Source organism: Burkholderia sp. PvR073, from assembly GCF_054055695.1.
Genome location: NZ_JBSRXO010000011.1, coordinates 76,931 through 97,258, shown reverse-complemented (window position 1 = coordinate 97,258; position 20,328 = coordinate 76,931). Strand labels below are relative to the sequence as shown.

Here is a 20,328-nt window from a genome sequence, read left to right as displayed (position 1 = left end):
GCTTCCTTTCGCGGGATACGCGCGCGCGGCTTAATGCCGGCTGCGAATCTTCGCGAGGCGCTGGATCGCCTCGAGCTGCGCCATCGCGGTCGCGAGCTCGGATTGCGCCTTTGCGAGGTCGAGGTCCGACTTCGCGTTCTGCAGCGTTTCCTCGGCACGCTTGCGCGCTTCCTCGGCTTTCGCCGCATCGAGGTCCTTGCCGCGGATCGCGGTGTCGGCGAGCACCGTCACGGCGCCCGGCTGCACTTCGAGAATGCCGCCCGCGACGAACACGAATTCGTCGTTGCCGCCCTCGACTTCGATGCGCACCGCACCCGGACGAATCCGCGTGATCAGCGGCGTGTGACCCGGCAGAATGCCCAGCTCACCCGTTTCGCCCGGCAGCGCGACGAATTTCGCCTCGCCCGAGAAGATCTGCTCTTCCGCGCTGACGACGTCTACTTTGATGGTTGCCATATCGACTCCTGCCGACGGGAGTTGGCGCTTTAGCGCTTACTCCCGTCCCATGCCGCGCTTGGAAAGAGTTGGCGCTTCAGCGCTTACTCTTTCCTCGCGGCGGTCGATCGGAGCGGACACTTGCGCGCTGACTCCGATCCCATGCACGGCGGGTTGAGCGTGTCGCGTGGGCTCCGATCCGCGAAAAGATACCATCATGGTATCCATCACGGACGCACGGCGCCCGCTGCGTTACGCCCGCCCCTTACGAGATCTTCTTGGCCTTTTCGAAGGCTTCGTCGATCGTGCCGACCATGTAGAACGCCTGCTCCGGCAGGTGGTCGCACTCGCCGTCGACGATCATCTTGAAGCCACGGATCGTTTCCTTCAGCGGCACGTACTTGCCCGGCGAACCCGTGAACACTTCAGCGACGTGGAACGGCTGCGACAGGAAACGCTGGATCTTACGCGCACGTGCGACCGACAGCTTGTCTTCCGGCGACAGTTCGTCCATGCCCAGAATCGCGATGATGTCGCGCAGTTCCTTGTAGCGCTGCAGCGTCTGCTGAACGCGACGGGTGATCGAGTAGTGCTCTTCACCGATCACGTTCGGGTCGATCTGGCGCGACGTCGAGTCGAGCGGGTCGACCGCCGGGTAGATACCCAGCGAAGCGATGTCACGCGACAGAACGACGGTTGCGTCCAGGTGGCCGAAGGTCGTGGCCGGCGACGGGTCGGTCAAGTCATCCGCAGGGACGTACACGGCCTGAACCGACGTAATCGAGCCCTTCTTGGTCGACGTGATGCGTTCCTGCAGCTTGCCCATTTCTTCAGCCAGCGTCGGCTGATAGCCCACTGCCGACGGCATACGGCCGAGCAGTGCCGACACTTCGGTACCGGCCAGCGTGAAACGGTAGATGTTGTCGACGAAGAACAGCACGTCGAGGCCTTCGTCACGGAAGTGCTCGGCCATCGTCAGGCCGGTCAGCGCGACGCGCAGACGGTTGCCCGGCGGCTCGTTCATCTGGCCGTACACCAGCGCGACCTTGTCGAGAACGTTCGAGTCCTTCATTTCGTGGTAGAAGTCGTTCCCTTCACGGGTACGCTCGCCCACGCCCGCGAACACGGAGTAACCGCCGTGTTCCTTCGCGATGTTGTTGATGAGCTCCATCATGTTGACGGTCTTGCCCACGCCAGCACCGCCGAACAGGCCAACCTTGCCGCCCTTTGCGAACGGGCAGATCAGGTCGATAACCTTGATACCCGTTTCGAGCAGTTCGGTCGACGGCGACAGTTCGTCGAACGCCGGAGCCTTCTGATGGATCGAACGCGTCACTTCGCTTTCGATCGGGCCAGCTTCGTCGATCGGACGGCCAAGCACGTCCATGATACGGCCGAGGGTCGGCTTGCCGACCGGCACCGAGATCGGTTTTGCCGTGTTCTTCACGGTCAGGCCACGGCGCAGGCCGTCGGATGCACCCAGACAAATGGTACGGACCACGCCGTCACCCAGCTGCTGCTGGACTTCGAGCGTCAGTTCCGAGCCATCGAGAATGAGCGCGTCGTAGATCTTCGGCATGCTGTCGCGCGGGAATTCCACGTCGATAACGGCGCCGATGCACTGTACGATCTTGCCTTCTACCAAAGCAGCAGTACTCATCGCTTTTCCTTTAAATACCTGATTCTTTACTCGCGCAAAGGCGCAGTTGTCGTCCCGGGCGCGCGCTTAAACAGCGGCTGCGCCGCCGACGATCTCCGACAGTTCTTTCGTAATCGCGGCCTGGCGGCTCTTGTTGTATACGAGCTGCAGTTCGCTGATCACCGTCTTCGCGTTGTCGGACGCGGCCTTCATCGCGACCATCCGCGCCGATTGCTCGGACGCCATGTTTTCCGCGACAGCCTGGTATACCAGCGCCTCGACGTAACGCACGAGCAGTTCGTCGACGACTGCCTGTGCGTCCGGCTCGTAGATGTAATCCCACGACGTGGCCGGCGTACCGTCATCGGCCTCGAAGTGTTCCGACGACAGCGGCAGCAACTGCTCGATCACGGCTTCCTGCTTCATCGTGTTGACGAAGCGCGTGTAAGCGATATAAACCGCCGACAGCTTGCCTTCCGAGTACAGATCGAGCTGCGTCTTCACGGCGCCGATCAGCTTGTCCAGGTGCGGGGTGTCGCCGAGGTGCACGACCTGCGACATCACCTTCGCGCCGAAGCGGTTCAGGAACCCGAGGCCCTTGCTACCGATCGCGGTGGCGTCGACCTTCTGGCCCTTCTCTTCCAGCTCCTTGAACTTCTGCACCGTCGCACGCAGCACGTTGGTGTTCAGACCACCGCACAGACCCTTGTCCGTCGTGACGAGGATGATGCCGGCCGTCGTCGCGCCGTCGTTCGCCACCATGAACGGGTGGCGGTACTCCGGGTTCGCACGGCTCATGTGCGCGGCGATGGCACGGACCTTGTCCGCGTACGGACGAGCGGCGCGCATGCGTTCCTGCGCGCGGCGCATCTTCGATGCGGCCACCATCTCCATCGCCTTCGTGATCTTGCGCGTGTTTTGCACGCTCTTGATCTTGCCGCGAATTTCCTTCATTCCAGCCATAGCTTGCTCCTTGACCGAAGCGGCGCGGGCGCATCAGCACCCGCGCGGCCTCAGTGTGTCACTCGCGGATCAATAGGCACCCGATTTCTTGAAGGATTCGATCGCCGCGCGCAGCGCGCCTTCGTCGTCCTTCGAGAGATCCTTGGTGTCTTCGATGCGCTTGATGAGGTCAGCGTGGCTGGTCTTCAGGTTGTCGCGCAGGCCCTTCTCGAACGGCAGCACTTGCTTCACGTCGAGATCGTCGAGGTAGCCGTTGTTCGCGGCGTACAGCGACACGGCCAGTTCCCACACCTGCAGCGGCTGGTACTGCGGCTGCTTCAGCAGTTCCGTCACGCGGCGGCCGCGCTCGAGCTGCTTGCGGGTCGCTTCGTCGAGGTCCGATGCGAACTGCGCGAATGCGGCCAGTTCACGGTACTGCGCGAGGTCGGTACGGATACCGCCCGACAGCTTCTTCACGACCTTCGTCTGAGCGGCGCCGCCGACTCGCGACACCGACACACCGGCGTTGATTGCCGGGCGGATGCCTGCGTTGAACAGGTCGGTTTCCAGGAAGATCTGGCCGTCGGTGATCGAGATCACGTTCGTCGGAACGAACGCGGTCACGTCGCCAGCCTGCGTTTCGATGACCGGCAGTGCCGTCAGCGAGCCGCTCTTGCCCTTCACTTCGCCGTTCGTGAACTTCTCGACGTACTCTTCCGACACGCGAGCAGCACGCTCGAGCAGACGCGAGTGCAGATAGAACACGTCACCCGGGTAGGCTTCACGGCCCGGCGGGCGGCGCAGCAGCAGCGAGATCTGACGGTATGCCCAAGCCTGCTTGGTCAAGTCGTCATAGATGATCAGCGCGTCTTGACCGCGGTCGCGGAAGTATTCGCCCATCGTGCAGCCGGCATACGGTGCCAGGTACTGCATCGCGGCCGAATCCGAAGCCGAAGCGGCGACGACGATCGTGTATTCCATCGCGCCCGTTTCTTCGAGCTTGCGCACCACGTTCATGATCGACGAAGCCTTCTGGCCGATCGCGACGTAGATACAGACCAGGTCCTTGCCCTTCTGGTTGATGATCGCGTCGATCGCCACCGCGGTCTTGCCGCACTGACGGTCGCCGATGATCAGCTCACGCTGGCCACGGCCGATCGGCACCATCGCGTCGATCGACTTGATGCCCGTCTGCACCGGCTGCGACACCGACTTACGCCAGATCACGCCCGGGGCGATCTTTTCGATCGCGTCGGTCAGCTTCGCGTTGACCGGGCCCTTGCCGTCGATCGGGTTGCCGAGCGCATCGACCACGCGGCCGACGAGTTCCGGACCCACCGGGACTTCCAGGATGCGGCCCGTCGTCTTGACGACGTCGCCTTCCGAGATGTGTTCGTATTCGCCGAGAATCACAGCGCCGACCGAGTCGCGCTCGAGGTTCAGCGCGAGGCCGAACGTGTTGCCCGGAAACTCGAGCATTTCGCCCTGCATCACGTCCGACAGGCCGTGGATGCGCACGATACCGTCGGTCACGGAGATCACGGTGCCCTGGTTGCGAACGTCTGCGCTCGCTTCAAGGCCCTGGATCCGGCTCTTGATCAGCTCGCTGATCTCAGAGGGATTGAGTTGCATTATTCGCTCCTGATAGTCAATTCTGTTGCGTGCCGGCGTGGCGCTCAGGCGGTCAAGGCAGCCTGCATCGATGCGAGGCGCGCGCGAACCGAGGTGTCGAGCACTTCGTCGCCGACCGTCACGCGCACGCCGCCGATCAGCGACGAATCGACTTCGACCGTCGGCTTCAGCTTGCGCTTGAACTTGCGTTCGAGGCCAGAGACGAGACTTTCGAGATCCGCGCCGTTCAGCGGGAACGCGCTCACGATCTCGGCGTCGGCTGCACCTTCACGTTCGTTCTTGAGCGCCTCGAACTGCTCGGCAATTTCCGGCAGCAGCGCGATACGATGATTGTCGACCAGCATCTGCACGAAGTTCTTCGCTTCTGCGCCGGCCGCGACCGGCGACTTCACCGCAGCAAGCAGCAGCTCGACCACTTGCGTGCGCGTCACCTTCGGGCTCGACGCGACCGACAGCACTTCCGGCAGACGCGCAACCTGGGCCAGCTCTTGCACGAGCGTGGACCAGGCGGCGATGTCACCTCCCTCGGCCACGCGGAACAGCGCTTCTGCGTAAGGGCGGGCGATGGTTGCAAGTTCGGCCATGATCAGAGCTCGGCTTTCAGTTGATTCAGCAGTTGGGCGTGGGCCGTTTGATCGACTTCGCGCTTCAGGATCTGCTCGGCGCCCTTCACGGCCAGCGAGGCGACTTCGCCACGCAGCGCTTCGCGCGCCTTCACGATTTGCTGTTCTGCTTCCGCCTTCGCCTGGGCGACGATGCGGGCGGCTTCAGCCTGGGCGTTGGCCTTGATTTCCTCGGCGACCGCCTGGGCACGCTTTTCAGCGTCGGCGATGCGCTGCTGGCCGTCGTTACGGGCCTGCGCGAGTTCCTGGTCCACGCGCTTGTGCGCTGCGTCGAGTTCCGCCTTGCCCTTCTCCGCGGCGGCGAGGCCGTCGGCGATCTTCTTCGAACGTTCGTCGAGGGCGTTGATCAACGGCGGCCACACGAACTTCATCGTGAACCACGCGAGGACCAGGAACACGACCATTTGCGCAAACAGAGTTGCGTTGAGATTCACGGTGTTTCCTTATCTGCTATCCGGAAAAATGAAACGGTAAGGCGCTCATCGAGTTGCATTCGATCAGCGCCCCAAGTCTCCGTTCCGCCCTGCGCCGGCTTGCGCCGGGCGCATATTTCCGAGGAACCTTAGCCTGCGAGCTTCGACAGGAGCGGGTTCGCGAACGCGAACAGCATTGCGACACCAACACCGATCAGGAATGCAGCGTCGATCAGGCCGGCCAGCAGGAACATCTTCGTTTGCAGCGGGTTGATGAGTTCCGGCTGACGTGCGCACGCTTCGATGTACTTGCCACCCATCAGCGCGATACCGATACAGGCGCCGATTGCACCCAGGCCGATGATGATGCCGATACCGATGGCGGTCAGACCCTGGATGTTGGCGATGTAAGCTTGCATGATCACTCCTTTGTGAAAAGACTTGGAACTGAGAATTAAAAAACTAAAACGAAGACTCTTTCTTGCACGCCGCGCTTAGTGCTTGTCGTGCGCCTGGCCGAGATACACCAGCGTCAGCATCATGAAAATGAATGCCTGCAACAGAACAATCAGGATGTGGAAGATTGCCCAGACGCTGCCCGCGATCACGTGACCAATGAAGCCGAGGAACGTTGCGTCGCCACCGAAGCTCCACATGCTGCCGAGCAGGGCGATCAACAGGAACAACAGCTCACCCGCGTACATGTTGCCGAACAGCCGCATACCGAGGGAGACGGTCTTCGCGAGATATTCGACGATGTTGAGCGCGAGGTTCGGGATCCACAGCAGCGGGTGGGCGCCAAACGGGGCCGACAGCAGCTCATGCACAAAGCCGCCCGCGCCCTTGATCTTGATGCTGTAGTAGATCATCAGGACGAACACGCCGAGCGCGATGCCGAGCGTGCCGTTCAGGTCGGCCGTCGGGACGATGCGATGGTGGGAAATCACGTCCGACAGACCGAGCAGGCCGATCACGCGGCCCGGCAGGTCGACCGGGAGGAAGTCGAGGGAGTTCATCAGCGTCACCCACACGAACACCGTGAGGGCGAGCGGAGCGATGAAGGTACGATTGCCGTGGACGATGGCCTTCGACTGGTCTTCGACCATTTCGACGAGCATCTCGATCGCGCACTGGAAACGGCCCGGCACGCCCGACGTCGCCTTGCGGGCGGCCAGACGCAGCAGGAGGATCGTCACGATGCCGCACACGATCGACCAGAACAGCGTATCGAGATTCCAGACGTGGATATCGAAAATCGACGTCTGATGCGAGGTGGAGAAATTCTGCAAGTGGTGCGCAATGTACTCGGACGGATCCGGACGCGTGCCTTCGCTAGCTGCCATATCGTTAATGCCACCCAAATTGTCGAAAATCGTTTTGCCCCGTTCCGCAATACGCTATTGCGGGAACGGGCCGGTGCGGTTCGTTGTCGAAACCGCACGCTGCTTGTTTCTTACCGCCAGGCCAGCGCGATCCAGTACGTCTTCAGCACGACGAGGTACGTGATCAGGAACGGCACCCAGTGCACGCCGGCCCAGCCGAACGCCACTGCTGCGAACATCCCGATCGTCAGACCGAGCTTCAGGGCTTCGCCCATCACCCAGCTCATGACGGTGGCCGAGCCACCTGCCTTCAGTCGTGCCACGAACAACGCGCTTGGCACCCAGCCGATCGCCCCGCCCAGAAACGCGGACTGCGCAGCGGCGCCCGGCGACTTTGAAAACAGCCACCACGCCAGCGTTGCAACCAGGGACAAGACCACCTGCGCGGCCACCACCTTGTAGGGGGTCACGCGCGACGGCTTGCTCACGTTCGGACCGAACAGCCTCTCGGCTTCCGTCCGCGTGAGCGGAACGATGTTGTTATCTTGTTGCTCGGCATCCCAGTCGTCGGCATCGGACTCGCGCCGCTCGCCGGCCGCTGAAGCGGTGCGTTGCGCTCGGTGATCATCGTGCCTGTCGTTCGGCGCCTGACCCGCCATCGCAATTTTCCGCAAAATCCTTGAACCCGGCCCCAGACTTTCCGAAAGCTTTCAGGGGTGCCTAGCTAACAAATCCGGGCGATTGTAAGCGATAGTTGCAAGTGATTCAAGGCTTTAGAAGCGACAAAAACCTGTGCAAAACGACGCCTCATCATGTGAAAAACGCGCGAATCGACGACGTACGATGACAGTTGTAAGGTCGCCTTCCTGCACCGGTATTTCTTGCCCGAAAAAGTCCGGCGACGAGGAGATGACGCGACATCGATGCCTGGCACGGGCGTCATCGACGCGACGCGATCGCAGCAGGAATGCTGCTGTGACGCGACCACGTAAAACGACCCGGCGCAACGATGCGGAACAAAGGAAATAGCGTGAGCACCGCGTTGGGCGCAACGCGCGAAATGCGCTCGGCCGCGAGCGGAACGAGGCTCGCAATCAGTTGTTGTGCCGCCACAGAATATCGACTGTGTATCGCCGCACTTATCAACAGCCCGGCTTCGCAACGAGCGGGAACGCCGCGCGCCCTCCCCGCCCGGCTTGCAGCACGCCTGCACCGCAGGCGGCCGCGCCGCTCAACCGTGAATGAGCAACCACGCCCCCAGTGCCGCGCTCGCGATCGCGAACGGAATCGACACCAGGTGAAACGGCAGCCACATGCGCGGCTCCTTCGCGAGACGCACCGCGATCAGGTTCGCGAGCGAACTGATCGCGAAACCGAAGCCGCCGACCGATACGCCGAACGCGAGCGCACGCCAGTCGTGCGTGAATTCCGACAGCAGGATGGCCGCCGGCACGTTGCTGATTCCCTGTGACAGCACCGCACCTGCCGCGAACACACGCAGCGGCGAATCGAGATGGGTCCGCGCGATCGCGTCGTGGACGACGGGCAGCGCGGCCGCGCTGCGCAGCACGACGAACATCAGCACGAAGATCAGCAGCAACAGCCAGTCGATCTTCAGGACTGCGTCACGTTTTGCCACCAGCAGCGCGATCACGACGGCGATCAGAGCCGGCACCGGATGGTGCGCATCGGCCAGCAGCACGAATGCACCGAACAGCACCGCCGCGAGCAGCGCGTGCATGCGCTGCACGGGAACGGCCTCGACGTCGCCCGACAGGTCGAGCGGTTTCGCGCGAAACGCGCACGCCGTCAGCACGAGCAGCAGCGCCATCAGCGCCAGCGCGAGCGGCCCGAGCGTGACGACGAAGCGGCCGAACGACATGCCGCTCAATTGCCACAGGAAAAGGTTCTGGGGATTGCCGAGCGGCGTCGCGACGGACCCCGCGTTGACGGCCAGCGCGACCACGATCACGAGCCGCCGGAACGGCAGCGGCGTCAGCGCGCGCAGCGACACCATCAGCGGCACGACGACGAACAGCGCAACGTCGTTGGTGAGCCACATCGCGAGTGCCGCCGCGAACACGACGAGCAGCATCGCGAGCCCGCGCTCCGAATGCACGTGATGCACGATGCGATGCGCGAGCCACATCAGGCATCCGGACAACTCGAGCGCCTTGGTCAGCATCAGCAGGCCCGCGAGCGTCGCGACGGTCTGCCAGTCGACGCGCTCGGCCAGTGCGGCGATTGGTTGCGGATGCAACCATTGCAGAATAATCAGTGCAAGCGCCAGTACCGACAGCACAGGCTCCTTCAACAGCCAGGCAAGCCACCGGCGTGGCGCCGCCGCGCCCGTGTTCTCTATCAATCGCGCCTCGTTACTCTTCGGTCGCGACGTTGCCGCGCAGGCGCACGAGAATGCCCTCGAGCGCATCGAGGTTGCCGAAATCGATCATCACCTGCCCTCGCCCGCGGCGGCCGAGCTTGATCTTCACCGTCGACGCGAGCAGGTCGGACAACTCCTCTTCGAGACGGCGCGTGTCGCGGCCGCCGTCATCCTTCGCGCGCGCCTTCACCGTCGGCGCTTCCTTCGTCGTGTGCGCGACCAGCTTCTCGGTCTCGCGCACCGACATGCGCTTGTTGACCACCTGGTGCGCGAGCGTGATCTGCGTCGCCGCGTCGACCGCGAGCAGCGCACGCGCGTGGCCCATGTCGAGATCGCCGGCCAGCAGCATCGTCTGCACCGGCGAAGCGAGGTTCAGCAGGCGCAGCAGGTTCGACACCGCGCTGCGCGAACGGCCGACCGATTCGGCCGCCTGTTCGTGCGTGAAACCGAACTCGTCGAGCAGGCGCTGGATACCGTGCGCCTCTTCCAGCGGGTTCAGGTCCTCGCGCTGGATGTTCTCGATCAGCGCCATCGCGGCAGCAGCCTGATCGGACACGTCTTTCACGAGCACCGGCACTTCATCGAGACCGGCCAGGCGTGCCGCGCGGAAACGTCGCTCGCCGGCGATGATCTCGTATTTGTCAGACGAAATGGGTCGCACCAGGATCGGCTGCATCACGCCTTGCGCGCGAATGCTGGCCGCCAGTTCCTGCAGGCTGCCTTCGTCCATCCGTGTCCGCGGCTGGTATTTGCCGGCCTGCAGCTTGCCGAGCGCGAGCGTGTTCGGCGCCCCTTCGATCTTCACCGCTTCGGTGATGTCCGCACTGCCGCCGAGCAGCGCTTCGAGGCCACGTCCCAAGCCCTTCTTCTTTGGTACCGCGTTCATGTCTTTCTTCCTCGCTTCGCTCATGTCCGGATCACGACACCTCGAACGCGCGCACGCGGTCGATCATCTCGGCACCGAATTGGATATACGCCTGCGCACCGCGCGAGTTGCGGTCGAACACGACGCCCGGCAACCCGTAACTCGGCGCTTCCGCCAGGCGCACGTTGCGCGGGATCACCGCGTCGAACACCTTGTCGCCGAAGTGCGCTTTCAGTTGATCGGAGACTTGCTGCTGCAGCGTGATGCGCGGATCGAACATCACGCGCAGCAAGCCGATGATCTTCAGGTCGCGATTCATGTTCGCGTGAACCTGCTTGATCGTGTTGACGAGATCCGACAGCCCTTCCAGCGCGAAGTACTCGCACTGCATCGGGATCACGACGCCATGTGCCGCGCACAGTCCGTTCAGCGTCAGCAGCGACAGCGTCGGCGGGCAATCGATCAGCACGAAGTCGTAGTCGTCGGCCACGTGCTCGAGCGCGGCTTTCAGCCGACGCTCGCGGTTGTCGATGCCGATCAGCTCGATCTCGGCACCGGACAGCTCGCGGTTGGCCGGCAGCACGTCGTACGTGACGCCCTCCGGACGCACGCGCGCTTCCGTCACCGATACGCCGTCGATCAGCACTTCGTACACGGTCGATTCGCAGGCGGCCTTGTCGATCCCGCTGCCCATCGTCGCGTTGCCCTGCGGGTCGAGATCGATCAGCAGGACTCGTTGCTCCTGCGCTGCAAGGCTTGCGGCGAGATTGACCGATGTCGTCGTCTTGCCGACGCCCCCCTTCTGGTTCGCAACGCAGAAGATCTTTGCCATCGTTGGTGTGTTCCCTTTACCTTCAAACAAACGGCGCGCTACCGCGCGCCTTCAATTCGCCTCGTCGACGACGACCTCAATCAGGTGCCGTTCGGCATCGAGCATCGGTACTGCAAGCCGCATCGTCTGCTTTACGCGGCTGCCTTCCGGCAGTCGTGCAATTTCGTCGTCCGGGTGAACACCCTTCATTGCCCAGATCGATCCGCCGGGCGCGACGAGATGACGAGCAAGTTTAACGAAGTCGGATAGATCCGCGAAGGCGCGGGACACGATCATGTCGAATTTTTCCGGCACGTCGACACCCGGCTGCAGCAATTCGACCCGCCCGGTGACGACCGACAGGTTCGCGAGCTTCAGCTCCGCGCGCATTTGCGTCTGGAATGCAGACTTTTTCTGCACGATATCGTTCAACGTCACCTGCCAGTCCGGCTGGACGATCGCCAGCACGATGCCGGGCAGCCCACCACCCGAACCCACGTCGAGCACGCGCGCCGATGCACGGTCGCGCAGATGCGGAACGATGGAGAGCGAATCGAGAAGGTGCTGGATCAGCATCTGCTTCGGGTCGCGGATCGCGGTCAGGTTGTAGACCGCGTTCCACTTGCCGAGCAGCGCGACATAGTCGAGCAGCTGATTGCGTTGCGCATCCGTCAATGCGATGTCGAGCGCGGCCGTGCCTTCGACGAGCATCTGTTCAAGTACGTCCCGATTAACCGCCGGCGCGCGACGCGCCGTCATTGTTGCGTCGGGACGGTGCCGTCCCCCTGCTCCGTCGCCTCTGCGGCGGTGCCGTTACGACGGCCGAGACCACGGCGCTTCAGGTGCACCATCAGCAGCGAGATCGCAGCCGGCGTGACGCCCGAGATCCGCGAGGCCTGGCCGATCGTTTCCGGCCGGAACTCGTTGAGCTTCTGGCTCACTTCGAACGACAGGCCGCGAACCTCGCGATAGTCGATACCGTCCGGCAGGCGCGTGTTCTCGTTCGCATCGTTGCGCTCGATCTCGCTCGCCTGTCGCTCGATATAGCCCTGATATTTGATGCCGATCTCGACCTGCTCCTTGATCTGCGCCAGCAGCACCGGATCGTCGGCCAGCGGTTCGGCCGGCGCGCATTCGCCACCCTTCAGGCCGCACACGCCGTCGTAGCTGATGCCCGGGCGGCGCAGCAGTTCGGCGAGGCTGTACTCGTGATCGATCGCCTTGCCGAGCAAAGCCGTCGCCTCTTCCGGCGGCAGCGTCTTCGGCGTGACCCACGTCGACTTCAGGCGTTCGGTTTCACGTGAAACAGCGTCGCGCTTCCGGCTGAATGCGTCCCAGCGCGCGTCGTCGACGAGCCCCAGTTCGCGGCCGACCTCGGTCAGACGCATGTCCGCATTGTCTTCACGCAGGCTCAAGCGGTACTCCGCACGGCTCGTGAACATCCGGTACGGCTCGGCCACGCCACGCGTGACGAGGTCGTCGACCAGCACGCCCAGGTAGGCCTGGTCGCGACGCGGGCACCATGCGTCCTTCTCCTGCACGTAGCGGCCGGCATTCAGGCCGGCCAGCAGGCCTTGCGCGGCCGCTTCTTCGTAGCCGGTCGTGCCATTGATCTGGCCCGCAAAGAACAGCCCGTTGATCGCCTTCGTCTCGAGCGACGCCTTCAGCGCGCGCGGGTCGAAGTAGTCGTACTCGATCGCGTAGCCGGGGCGTAGGATGTGCGCGTTCTCGAGGCCGCGCATCGAGTGCACGAGCTCAAGCTGCACGTCGAACGGCAGGCTCGTCGAGATCCCGTTCGGATAGAACTCGTTGGTCGTCAAACCTTCCGGCTCGAGGAAGATCTGGTGCGATTCCTTCGACGCGAACCGGTGAATCTTGTCCTCGATCGACGGGCAGTAACGCGGGCCAACGCCTTCGATCACGCCTGTATACATAGGCGAACGGTCGAGGCCGCCGCGGATAATGTCGTGCGTGCGCTCGTTCGTATGCGTGACCCAGCATGGCAGCTGCTGCGGATGCTGTTCCGCGCGGCCCAGGAACGAGAACACGGGAATCGGATCGAGATCGCCCGGCTGCTCGTCCAGCTTCGAAAAGTCGATCGAGCGGCCGTCGATACGCGGCGGCGTACCGGTCTTCAGGCGGCCCTGCGGCAGCTTCAGCTCCTTCAGGCGCGCTGACAACGACACGGCCGCCGGATCGCCCGCGCGACCGCCCGTATAGTTGTTCAGACCGACGTGGATCTTGCCGTCGAGGAACGTACCTGCCGTCAGCACCACTGCACGCGCGCGGAAGCGGATGCCGATCTGCGTGACGGCGCCGACCACGCGGTCGCCTTCGACCATCAGATCGTCCACGGCCTGCTGGAACAGCCACAGGTTCGGCTGATTCTCGAGCCGATGGCGGATCGCGGCCTTGTACAGGATACGGTCGGCCTGAGCGCGCGTCGCCCGCACGGCCGGGCCCTTCGACGAATTGAGGATCCGGAACTGAATACCGCTCTCGTCCGTCGCGGCAGCCATCGCGCCGCCGAGTGCATCGACTTCCTTGACCAGATGGCCCTTGCCAATGCCGCCGATCGACGGATTGCAGCTCATCTGCCCGAGCGTTTCGATGTTATGGGTCAGCAGCAGCGTCTTCGCGCCCATACGGGCCGATGCCAACGCGGCTTCCGTGCCGGCGTGCCCGCCACCGACAACGATGACGTCAAATTCTGTGGGAAAAAGCATGGTGGATTCCGTACACAGGACTGCGCACGAACCTATCTGAGAAATGTATGGGCCGAATTATAGCGGGTTCGCTTTTCACCCGAAGGCCATCCGAATGGTAGGGCCGGTTCATTTCGCCGTTTTTTTGGCCGATCGGCCGAGCTGTGCCGTCCATCCTGCTACGGCGATGTGCGCCGCGGCCTCGACGCACATCGCCAAGCTGTGCAAAACCGGGGTCGACATTCCTGCCGGGTCACAGTATTTCCGATCGATCGGCCGATACTTATCCCCTGTGCTGTTCGTCTCATGGCAATAGTGATCTGTCGCGCATACAACGCTCGTTCCCCTGTGCAACCCGGCACGATAGGCACCCTGCCCCCATCACAGCGCTTCGGCTGTGTGCTCCGGCACTTATCCCCAAACCCCATTCATCGACGCGTCGCCCTGCCCCCGAAAACAAAAACGGCGTGTTTCACGTGAAACACGCCGCCCGTTTCCCGCCAACCGCGCAACCATCAAGCCGTTTTCTTCGCCAGCCCGAGGTAGGTTTCGATCACGCGCGGATTTTGCGCCAGCTCGGCCGCCGGCCCTTCCAGCGCCAACTCACCCGTCTCCAGTACATAGCCGTAGTCCGAGATCTGCAGTGCCGCCCGCGCGTTCTGCTCGATGAGCAGCGTCGCGACACCTGTGCCGCGCAACGCGCTGATGATATGAAAAATCTCCTTTACGATCAGCGGCGCCAGCCCGAGGCTCGGCTCATCGAGCATCAGCAGGTCGGGTTTGCCCATCAGCGCGCGGCCCACCGCAAGCATCTGCCGCTCACCGCCCGACAGCGTACCGGCCGCCTGCTTGCGCCGCTCCTTGAGCCGCGGAAACAGCGCAAACACATGATCGAGCTGGTCAAGGAAGTTCGACTCGCCCGCGAGCTTGCGGCGATACGCGCCCAGCACGAGGTTGTCCTCGACCGTCATCGTGCTGAACAGCTCGCGCTTTTCCGGCACGAGGCACATCCCGCGCGCGACACGCCGCTCGACCGGCAGCGCGCCCACGTCGTTGCCACGGTACATGACCGCGCCCGACGCATGCCCGGTCACCGGCAACGCACCCATGATCGCGTTCAGCATCGTCGACTTGCCGGCACCGTTCGGGCCGATCACGCTGACGATCTGCCCGGCGCCCACCTTGATCGCCGCACCGTGCAGCGCCTCGACTTTCCCGTACCGGACCGCCAGTCCGCGCACCTCGAGAATCGGCATCGTCGTGTCCGCTGTCATCACTCCACCCCGCCCAGATACGCTTCGAGCACCGCCGGATCCTGCTGCACATCCTGCGGCAGCCCTTCCGCGATCCGCGTGCCGAATTCCATCACCACCAGCCGATCGGTGAGATTCATCACGAAATCCATGTCATGTTCCACGAGCAACACGCTCATCCCTTCGGCCTTCAGGCGCCGCAACAGATCAGCAAGTTGCTGCTTCTCCTGGTAGCGCAGCCCGGCGGCCGGCTCGTCGAGCAGCAGCAGCGTCGGGTCGCAGCACAGCGCGCGTGCGATTTCCAGAATCCGCTGCTGGCCGAGCGCGAGGCTGCCCGCTTCGTCGTACAGGTGCTTTTCGAGCCCGACGCGGCGGATCTGGCGTGCCGCTTCGGCCAGCAGTTGCGCCTCCTCGTGCGCGTTGAGCCGCGCGATGCTGCGCCATACGCCCGTATGGCCGCGCAGATGCGCGCCGATCGCGACATTCTCGAGCACCGTCATCGTCGGCAGCAGCTTCACGTGCTGGAACGTACGGCCGATCCCGCGCCGGACGATCTGACGCGACGTGAGCCCGTCGATCCGCTCGCCGCGGAACGTGATCGTGCCGCCGGTCGGTTGCAGCACGCCGGTCACGAGGTTGAACGTGGTCGACTTGCCGGCGCCGTTCGGGCCGATCAGGCCGATGATCTGCCCCGCCTTCACGTCGAAACTGACGTCGTTGACGGCCACCAGCCCGCCGAACTGCTTGCGCGCGTTGTCGACGACGAGCAGCGGCTCGCCGGCCACTGGTTTCGCACGCTGCGGCAGCGGATCGGCCTGGTCGGGCACATGTGCGCGCGGCCCGCGCGGAAACAGCTTCGCGACGAACGGCCACACGCCCTGGCGCGCGTACTGCAGCAGCAGCACCATCAGCACGCCGAACACGATGATCTCGAAGTTGCCTTCCGAGCCGAGCAGCTTCGGCAGCAGCGTCTGCAGGTAGTCCTGCAGCACGGTGAGGATCGCCGCACCGAGCACCGCGCCCCACACGTGCGACACGCCGCCGACCACGGCCATGAACAGGAACTCGATCCCGTGATTCAGCCCGAACGGGGTCGGGTTCACCGCGCGCTGGAGGTGCGCGTACAGGAAGCCCGATACCGCGGCGAGCACGGCCGCGTAGACGAAGATCACGACGCGCATCCATGCGGTGTTCACCCCCATCGCCTCGGCCATCACCCCGCCGCCGCGCAGCGCGCGGATCGCACGGCCGGGGCGGCTGTTGAGCAGGTTCTGCACCGACACGATCGCCACCAGCACGACGGCCCAGATCAGGAAGTACAGGCTGCGGCCGCTGCCGAGTTCGATGCCGAACAGGTTCAGCGCCGGAATCCCGTTGATCCCGTCGTACTTGCCTAGCAGCTCGAGATTACCGAACAGATAGAACAGCGCGAGGCCCCACGCGATCGTGCCGAGCGGCAGGAAGTGCCCGGACAGGCGCATCGTGACCGCGCCAAGCACGAGCGCGACGAGCGCCGTCAGCACGACGCCGACGATCAGCGCGAGCCACGGCGACACGCCGTATCGCGTCGTCAGGAACGCCGTCGCATACGCGCCGATGCCGACGAACGCGGCCTGCCCGAAACTCGTCATTCCGCCGACACCCGTCAGCAGCACGAGCCCGATCGCGACGATCGCGTAGAGGCCGATGTAGTTCAGCAGCGTGATCCAGTATTCCGGCACCTGCAGCGCGCCGGGCAGCACCGGCAGCGCGAACAGCACCACGAGAAACACCCAGAAGGTCTTGTTGCGTACCATCGTCTTCATCGCGTCACTCCTCTTCCTCTTCCGCATGCGGCGTCGCGAAACTTCGCCACAGCAGCACCGGGATGATCAGCGTGAACACGATCACTTCCTTGTACGCGCTCGCCCAGAACGACGAATACGATTCGAGTACGCCGACGAGCAGCGAACCCGCGGCCGCGAGCGGATAGCTGACCAGCCCGCCGATGATCGCGCCGACGAAGCCCTTCAGGCCGATCAGGAAGCCGGAGTCGTAATAGATGGTCGTCAGCGGGCCGACGAGGATGCCGGACAGCACGCCGAGCCCCGCTGCCAGCGTGAACGCCAGCCGCCCGGCTTCGGTCGTGCCGATGCCGACGAGCCGCGCGCCGAGCCGGTTCACCGACGTCGCGCGCAGTGCCTTGCCGGCGATCGTGCGACCGAAGTACACGTAGAGCGCACCAATCAGCACCAGCGCGGTCACGACCACGAGAATGCTCTGCACCGACACCGTCATGCTGCCGACCGACAGCGACGCATCCGCGAATCCGTTGGTACGCGAGCCTTCCGCGCCGAACATCACGAGCCCGAGGCCGACCATCGCGAAATGGACGGCGACCGACACGATCAACAGCAGCAGCGTCGTGCCCTCTGCGATCGGCTGATAGACGAGCCGGTAGACGAACGGCCCCATCGGCACGACGATCGCAAGCGTCAGTGCGATCTGCGCGAGCATCGGCAACGGCTGCGCGGCAAAGCTGCGCGTGAGCGCGAACACCGCAAGCGGCAGCAGCACGTAGCGGCTCGCCAGCGTCGCGAGCGTGCGGCCGAGCTGATGGCGGCGTTCGCGATGGCGGACCAGGCCGCCGACTTCCAGCATGAAGCACGCGATGCCCATCACGAACAACAGCCAGCAGGTAGCGGGAAATTTCTGCGCCTGCAATGCCGCAAGCGTGAGCGCGCCGTAGGCGACGAATTCGCCCTGGGGAATGAAGATCACCCGCGTGACGGAAAACACCAGCACGAGCGCCAGCGACAGCAATGCATAAATGGCGCCGGTCGTGATGCCGTCTTGCGCGAGGATCGCCGCAATCGAGAAATCCATACGTTTCGTGTATCGAGAATGCTGCGGAGAAACGGCGACGGGAGCAGCCCGCGCACGCGGACGCCAAGACCGGAAGGTCAGGCGTCGTGCGGCGGCTTCCCGGACATTCCATGCGGCGCGAGCGCGGGCCGCCCAGCCCGCCGCGCTGCCGACGGCGCGCACGGCGCCGTTCGCGCCGCGCCCACCGGTTTCACGTGATGCTTACTCGGCCTGCAGCTTCCACTTGCCGTCGACGATCTGCACCATCACGCGCGCACGCGTGTCGAAGCCGTTGTGGTCGGTCGACGTCATGTTGATCACGCCGTGCGACACGGGCAGGTCCTTCACGCTCTCGAGCGACGCGCGCAGCGCCTCGCGGAACGCCTCGGTGCCCGGCTGGCCCTTCTTCAGCGCGTCGGGAATCGCACGCTGGAGCAGCAGCCCCGCATCCCACGCATGCCCGCCGAAGGTCGCCAGCGAACCCGCGCCGTACGCCTTCTCGTACGAGGCCTTGTAGCCGAGCGCCGGCTTCTTCACCGGATTCGAGTCCGGCAGCTGGTCGGTCACGAGCACCGGACCGGCCGGCAGGATCTCGCCTTCGCAATCCTTGCCGCACACGCGCAGGAAGTCGTTGTTCGCGACACCGTGCGTCTGGTACACCTTGCCCTTGTAGCCGCGCTCCTTGAGCGTCTTGGCCGGCAGCGCGGCCGGCGTGCCGGAACCGGCGATCAACACCGCGTCGGGGTTCGAGCCCAGCAGCTTCAGCACCTGCCCCATCACCGACGCGTCGGTGCGGTTGTAGCGCTCGTTCGACACGACCTTCAGCCCGTTCTTCGCCGCGGCCGCGTTGAACGTGTTGTACCAGCTGTCGCCGTACGCGTCGGCGAAGCCGATGAAGCCGATCGTCTTCACGCCGTGCTTCGCCATGTAGCCGGCGATCGCGTCGGCCATCAGTTGGTCGTTCTGCGGCACCTTGAACATCCACGCGCGCTTGGCGTCCATCGGCGCGATGATCTGCGCGCTCGCCGCGAGCGAGATCGTCGGCGTCTTGCCCTGCGACACCGGATCGAGCATCGCGAGCGAGTTCGGCGTGACGGACGAACCGATGATCGCGTCGACGTGATCCTCGCCGATCAGCTTGCGCACGTTCTGCACCGCGCGGCTCGTGTCGGACGCATCGTCGAGCACGATGTACTGGACGCTCTTGCCCGCGATTTCCTTCGGCAGCAGCGCGATCGTGTTCTTTTCCGGAATCCCGAGCGATGCGGCCGGCCCGGTGGCCGACAGCGTCACGCCGATCTTCACCTGTGCCGACGCCGTGGCTGCCGCACACACGAGGCCTGCGGCAAGCAGAACCTCCATCCATCGATTCATCTTCATTTACGTTGTCTCCAAACGCTGCTCGAAAAATCCGCGGGTCGCTCGGGCGGCTCCCGGTCCTCAAACAAGTTAATAATTTAACTATCTCGCCGTGCCGCGCCTACGCTCGTTTTCCCGTGAAACGCGCGCACGCATGCGCCGCCGCGCATTCCGAAGCGGTCGTTCGACCGTCACGATGCGCGGCAGCAATGTCGTCAGGATGAAGCAAGCGCGGAAATGCGGCTTTGCGGGAAAGGCGATCGATGCGCAGGCAACGATCGCCGGCAGGTCCACCGGCCGGACCGGATTCGGCCACGCACGCGGGCGGCGCAAGATCGGAAGAGCGGCAGTTCATATGGATGCGAACGCAACGACCGGAGAAACAGCCGTGCCGGCCAATCGCGCCGGAGCGCGCACAGCGGCCGCAGGGCGGCCCGTGAAAGCGAGGGCATACCCATGCGCTCCCGACCCCGTACGAGCGGCGCCAGCCGCCCCTCGTGCCCCGATCCATCGTCCTGCGCTTCTCATCCAACCGCACTCCCTCTTCTGCATTTTGCTTTGTAGGAGAACTGCCGACCGATTTTCCCGACCGCGCGGTCGGCGAAAGCTGAGTGTAACGGACGCTTTTTGCGCACGCCAACCGGGTAAGCCCGGACGGCATGCACGCGGTTGCGCGCCAGCGGCGATCGACTGGCAGGCAAGACGAAAACGGGGGGACGGGGGTGAAACGCGGGCAGTGCGAAGCGGAATACGGGCGCGCGGAACGCGGCGCCACTCCCCTGCACCATCGAGGGAAATTCGCGCACACAAATGAAAAAGCGCTGTTGGATTCCGTCCAACAGCGCTTTGGGGTCCGGGCACTTTGTGCCTCGATTGTCTCCTCGTTCTCCACCTGCAAATTCGTTTCGCGGTGCATCAGAACTGAAACGAAGATTAAAGGACCTTTCATGCTGCGACAACTTAGCATTTACCCCTATGGTGCATCGCCGCACGAAAATGGGGCACCAGCCTTGCCGCGCGGCGCCGGCCGGAGGCCGCCGAAACGCCCTTTCCGGTCGTCCCGGATGGTGCTTCGCATCAACCCGCCGCACCGGCGCGATGC

The 20,328-nt window shown here is 64.0% G+C and carries 18 protein-coding genes; all 18 read right to left on the bottom strand.

From position 1 onward, the window contains the following. Positions 1-30 precede the first annotated feature (30 nt). Positions 31-456 (bottom strand): F0F1 ATP synthase subunit epsilon, encoded by a 426-nt coding sequence (locus ACVK00_RS27185; protein ID WP_006477288.1) that lies wholly within the window; start codon positions 454-456, stop codon positions 31-33. A gap of 244 nt (positions 457-700) precedes the next feature. Continuing rightward, a complete protein-coding gene (atpD, locus tag ACVK00_RS27180; RefSeq protein ID WP_043184897.1) occupies positions 701-2,095 on the bottom strand; it encodes a F0F1 ATP synthase subunit beta in 1,395 nt (464 codons plus the stop codon). 66 nt (positions 2,096-2,161) lie between these two features. Next, positions 2,162-3,037: a F0F1 ATP synthase subunit gamma gene (atpG, locus tag ACVK00_RS27175; protein WP_228906380.1), complete on the bottom strand. Its 876-nt coding sequence runs from the start codon at positions 3,035-3,037 to the stop codon at positions 2,162-2,164. A gap of 69 nt (positions 3,038-3,106) precedes the next feature. Beyond that, positions 3,107-4,648 carry a F0F1 ATP synthase subunit alpha gene (gene atpA / locus ACVK00_RS27170; protein ID WP_011655619.1) on the bottom strand — a complete coding sequence of 514 codons (1,542 nt, stop codon included), beginning with the start codon at positions 4,646-4,648 and terminating at the stop codon, positions 3,107-3,109. A 44-nt stretch (positions 4,649-4,692) separates the two neighbouring features. Continuing rightward, on the bottom strand, positions 4,693-5,232 hold the full coding sequence (locus ACVK00_RS27165) for a F0F1 ATP synthase subunit delta (RefSeq protein ID WP_006756468.1): 540 nt from the start codon (positions 5,230-5,232) through the stop codon (positions 4,693-4,695). A 2-nt stretch (positions 5,233-5,234) separates the two neighbouring features. Further along, a complete protein-coding gene (locus ACVK00_RS27160; protein WP_006751767.1) occupies positions 5,235-5,705 on the bottom strand; it encodes a F0F1 ATP synthase subunit B in 471 nt (156 codons plus the stop codon). Between the two features lie 128 nt (positions 5,706-5,833). Beyond that, positions 5,834-6,103 carry a F0F1 ATP synthase subunit C gene (atpE, locus tag ACVK00_RS27155; protein ID WP_006482730.1) on the bottom strand — a complete coding sequence of 90 codons (270 nt, stop codon included), beginning with the start codon at positions 6,101-6,103 and terminating at the stop codon, positions 5,834-5,836. A gap of 75 nt (positions 6,104-6,178) precedes the next feature. Beyond that, positions 6,179-7,027, bottom strand: a complete 849-nt coding sequence (atpB, locus tag ACVK00_RS27150) for a F0F1 ATP synthase subunit A (RefSeq protein ID WP_228906379.1) — start codon at positions 7,025-7,027, stop codon at positions 6,179-6,181. A 110-nt stretch (positions 7,028-7,137) separates the two neighbouring features. Continuing rightward, positions 7,138-7,665 (bottom strand): ATP synthase subunit I, encoded by a 528-nt coding sequence (locus ACVK00_RS27145; protein ID WP_228906377.1) that lies wholly within the window; start codon positions 7,663-7,665, stop codon positions 7,138-7,140. Between the two features lie 572 nt (positions 7,666-8,237). After that, positions 8,238-9,368 (bottom strand): SLC13 family permease, encoded by a 1,131-nt coding sequence (locus ACVK00_RS27140; RefSeq protein ID WP_228907590.1) that lies wholly within the window; start codon positions 9,366-9,368, stop codon positions 8,238-8,240. Positions 9,369-9,381: 13 nt separating this feature from the next. After that, complete coding sequence (locus tag ACVK00_RS27135) at positions 9,382-10,275, bottom strand: ParB/RepB/Spo0J family partition protein (RefSeq protein WP_105830793.1); 894 nt, start codon at positions 10,273-10,275, stop codon at positions 9,382-9,384. A 31-nt stretch (positions 10,276-10,306) separates the two neighbouring features. Further along, on the bottom strand, positions 10,307-11,086 hold the full coding sequence (locus ACVK00_RS27130) for a ParA family protein (RefSeq protein ID WP_175708633.1): 780 nt from the start codon (positions 11,084-11,086) through the stop codon (positions 10,307-10,309). Positions 11,087-11,137: 51 nt separating this feature from the next. Then, complete coding sequence (rsmG, locus tag ACVK00_RS27125) at positions 11,138-11,824, bottom strand: 16S rRNA (guanine(527)-N(7))-methyltransferase RsmG (RefSeq protein WP_284900365.1); 687 nt, start codon at positions 11,822-11,824, stop codon at positions 11,138-11,140. Beyond that, positions 11,821-13,791: a tRNA uridine-5-carboxymethylaminomethyl(34) synthesis enzyme MnmG gene (gene mnmG, locus ACVK00_RS27120; protein WP_228906375.1), complete on the bottom strand. Its 1,971-nt coding sequence runs from the start codon at positions 13,789-13,791 to the stop codon at positions 11,821-11,823. The genes rsmG and mnmG overlap by 4 nt, the downstream gene beginning before the upstream one ends. A gap of 494 nt (positions 13,792-14,285) precedes the next feature. Continuing rightward, positions 14,286-15,044, bottom strand: a complete 759-nt coding sequence (locus ACVK00_RS27115) for an ABC transporter ATP-binding protein (protein WP_284900368.1) — start codon at positions 15,042-15,044, stop codon at positions 14,286-14,288. Then, positions 15,044-16,828, bottom strand: a complete 1,785-nt coding sequence (locus tag ACVK00_RS27110) for a branched-chain amino acid ABC transporter ATP-binding protein/permease (RefSeq protein ID WP_284900371.1) — start codon at positions 16,826-16,828, stop codon at positions 15,044-15,046. The genes ACVK00_RS27115 and ACVK00_RS27110 overlap by 1 nt, the downstream gene beginning before the upstream one ends. Positions 16,829-16,832: 4 nt before the next feature. Beyond that, on the bottom strand, positions 16,833-17,888 hold the full coding sequence (locus ACVK00_RS27105) for a branched-chain amino acid ABC transporter permease (protein ID WP_105830751.1): 1,056 nt from the start codon (positions 17,886-17,888) through the stop codon (positions 16,833-16,835). Positions 17,889-18,089: 201 nt separating this feature from the next. Beyond that, the gene (locus ACVK00_RS27100) at positions 18,090-19,247 is read right to left on the bottom strand and encodes an ABC transporter substrate-binding protein (protein ID WP_284900374.1); all 1,158 of its coding nucleotides are present in this window, start codon (positions 19,245-19,247) and stop codon (positions 18,090-18,092) included. Between the last annotated feature and the right edge of the window lie 1,081 nt (positions 19,248-20,328).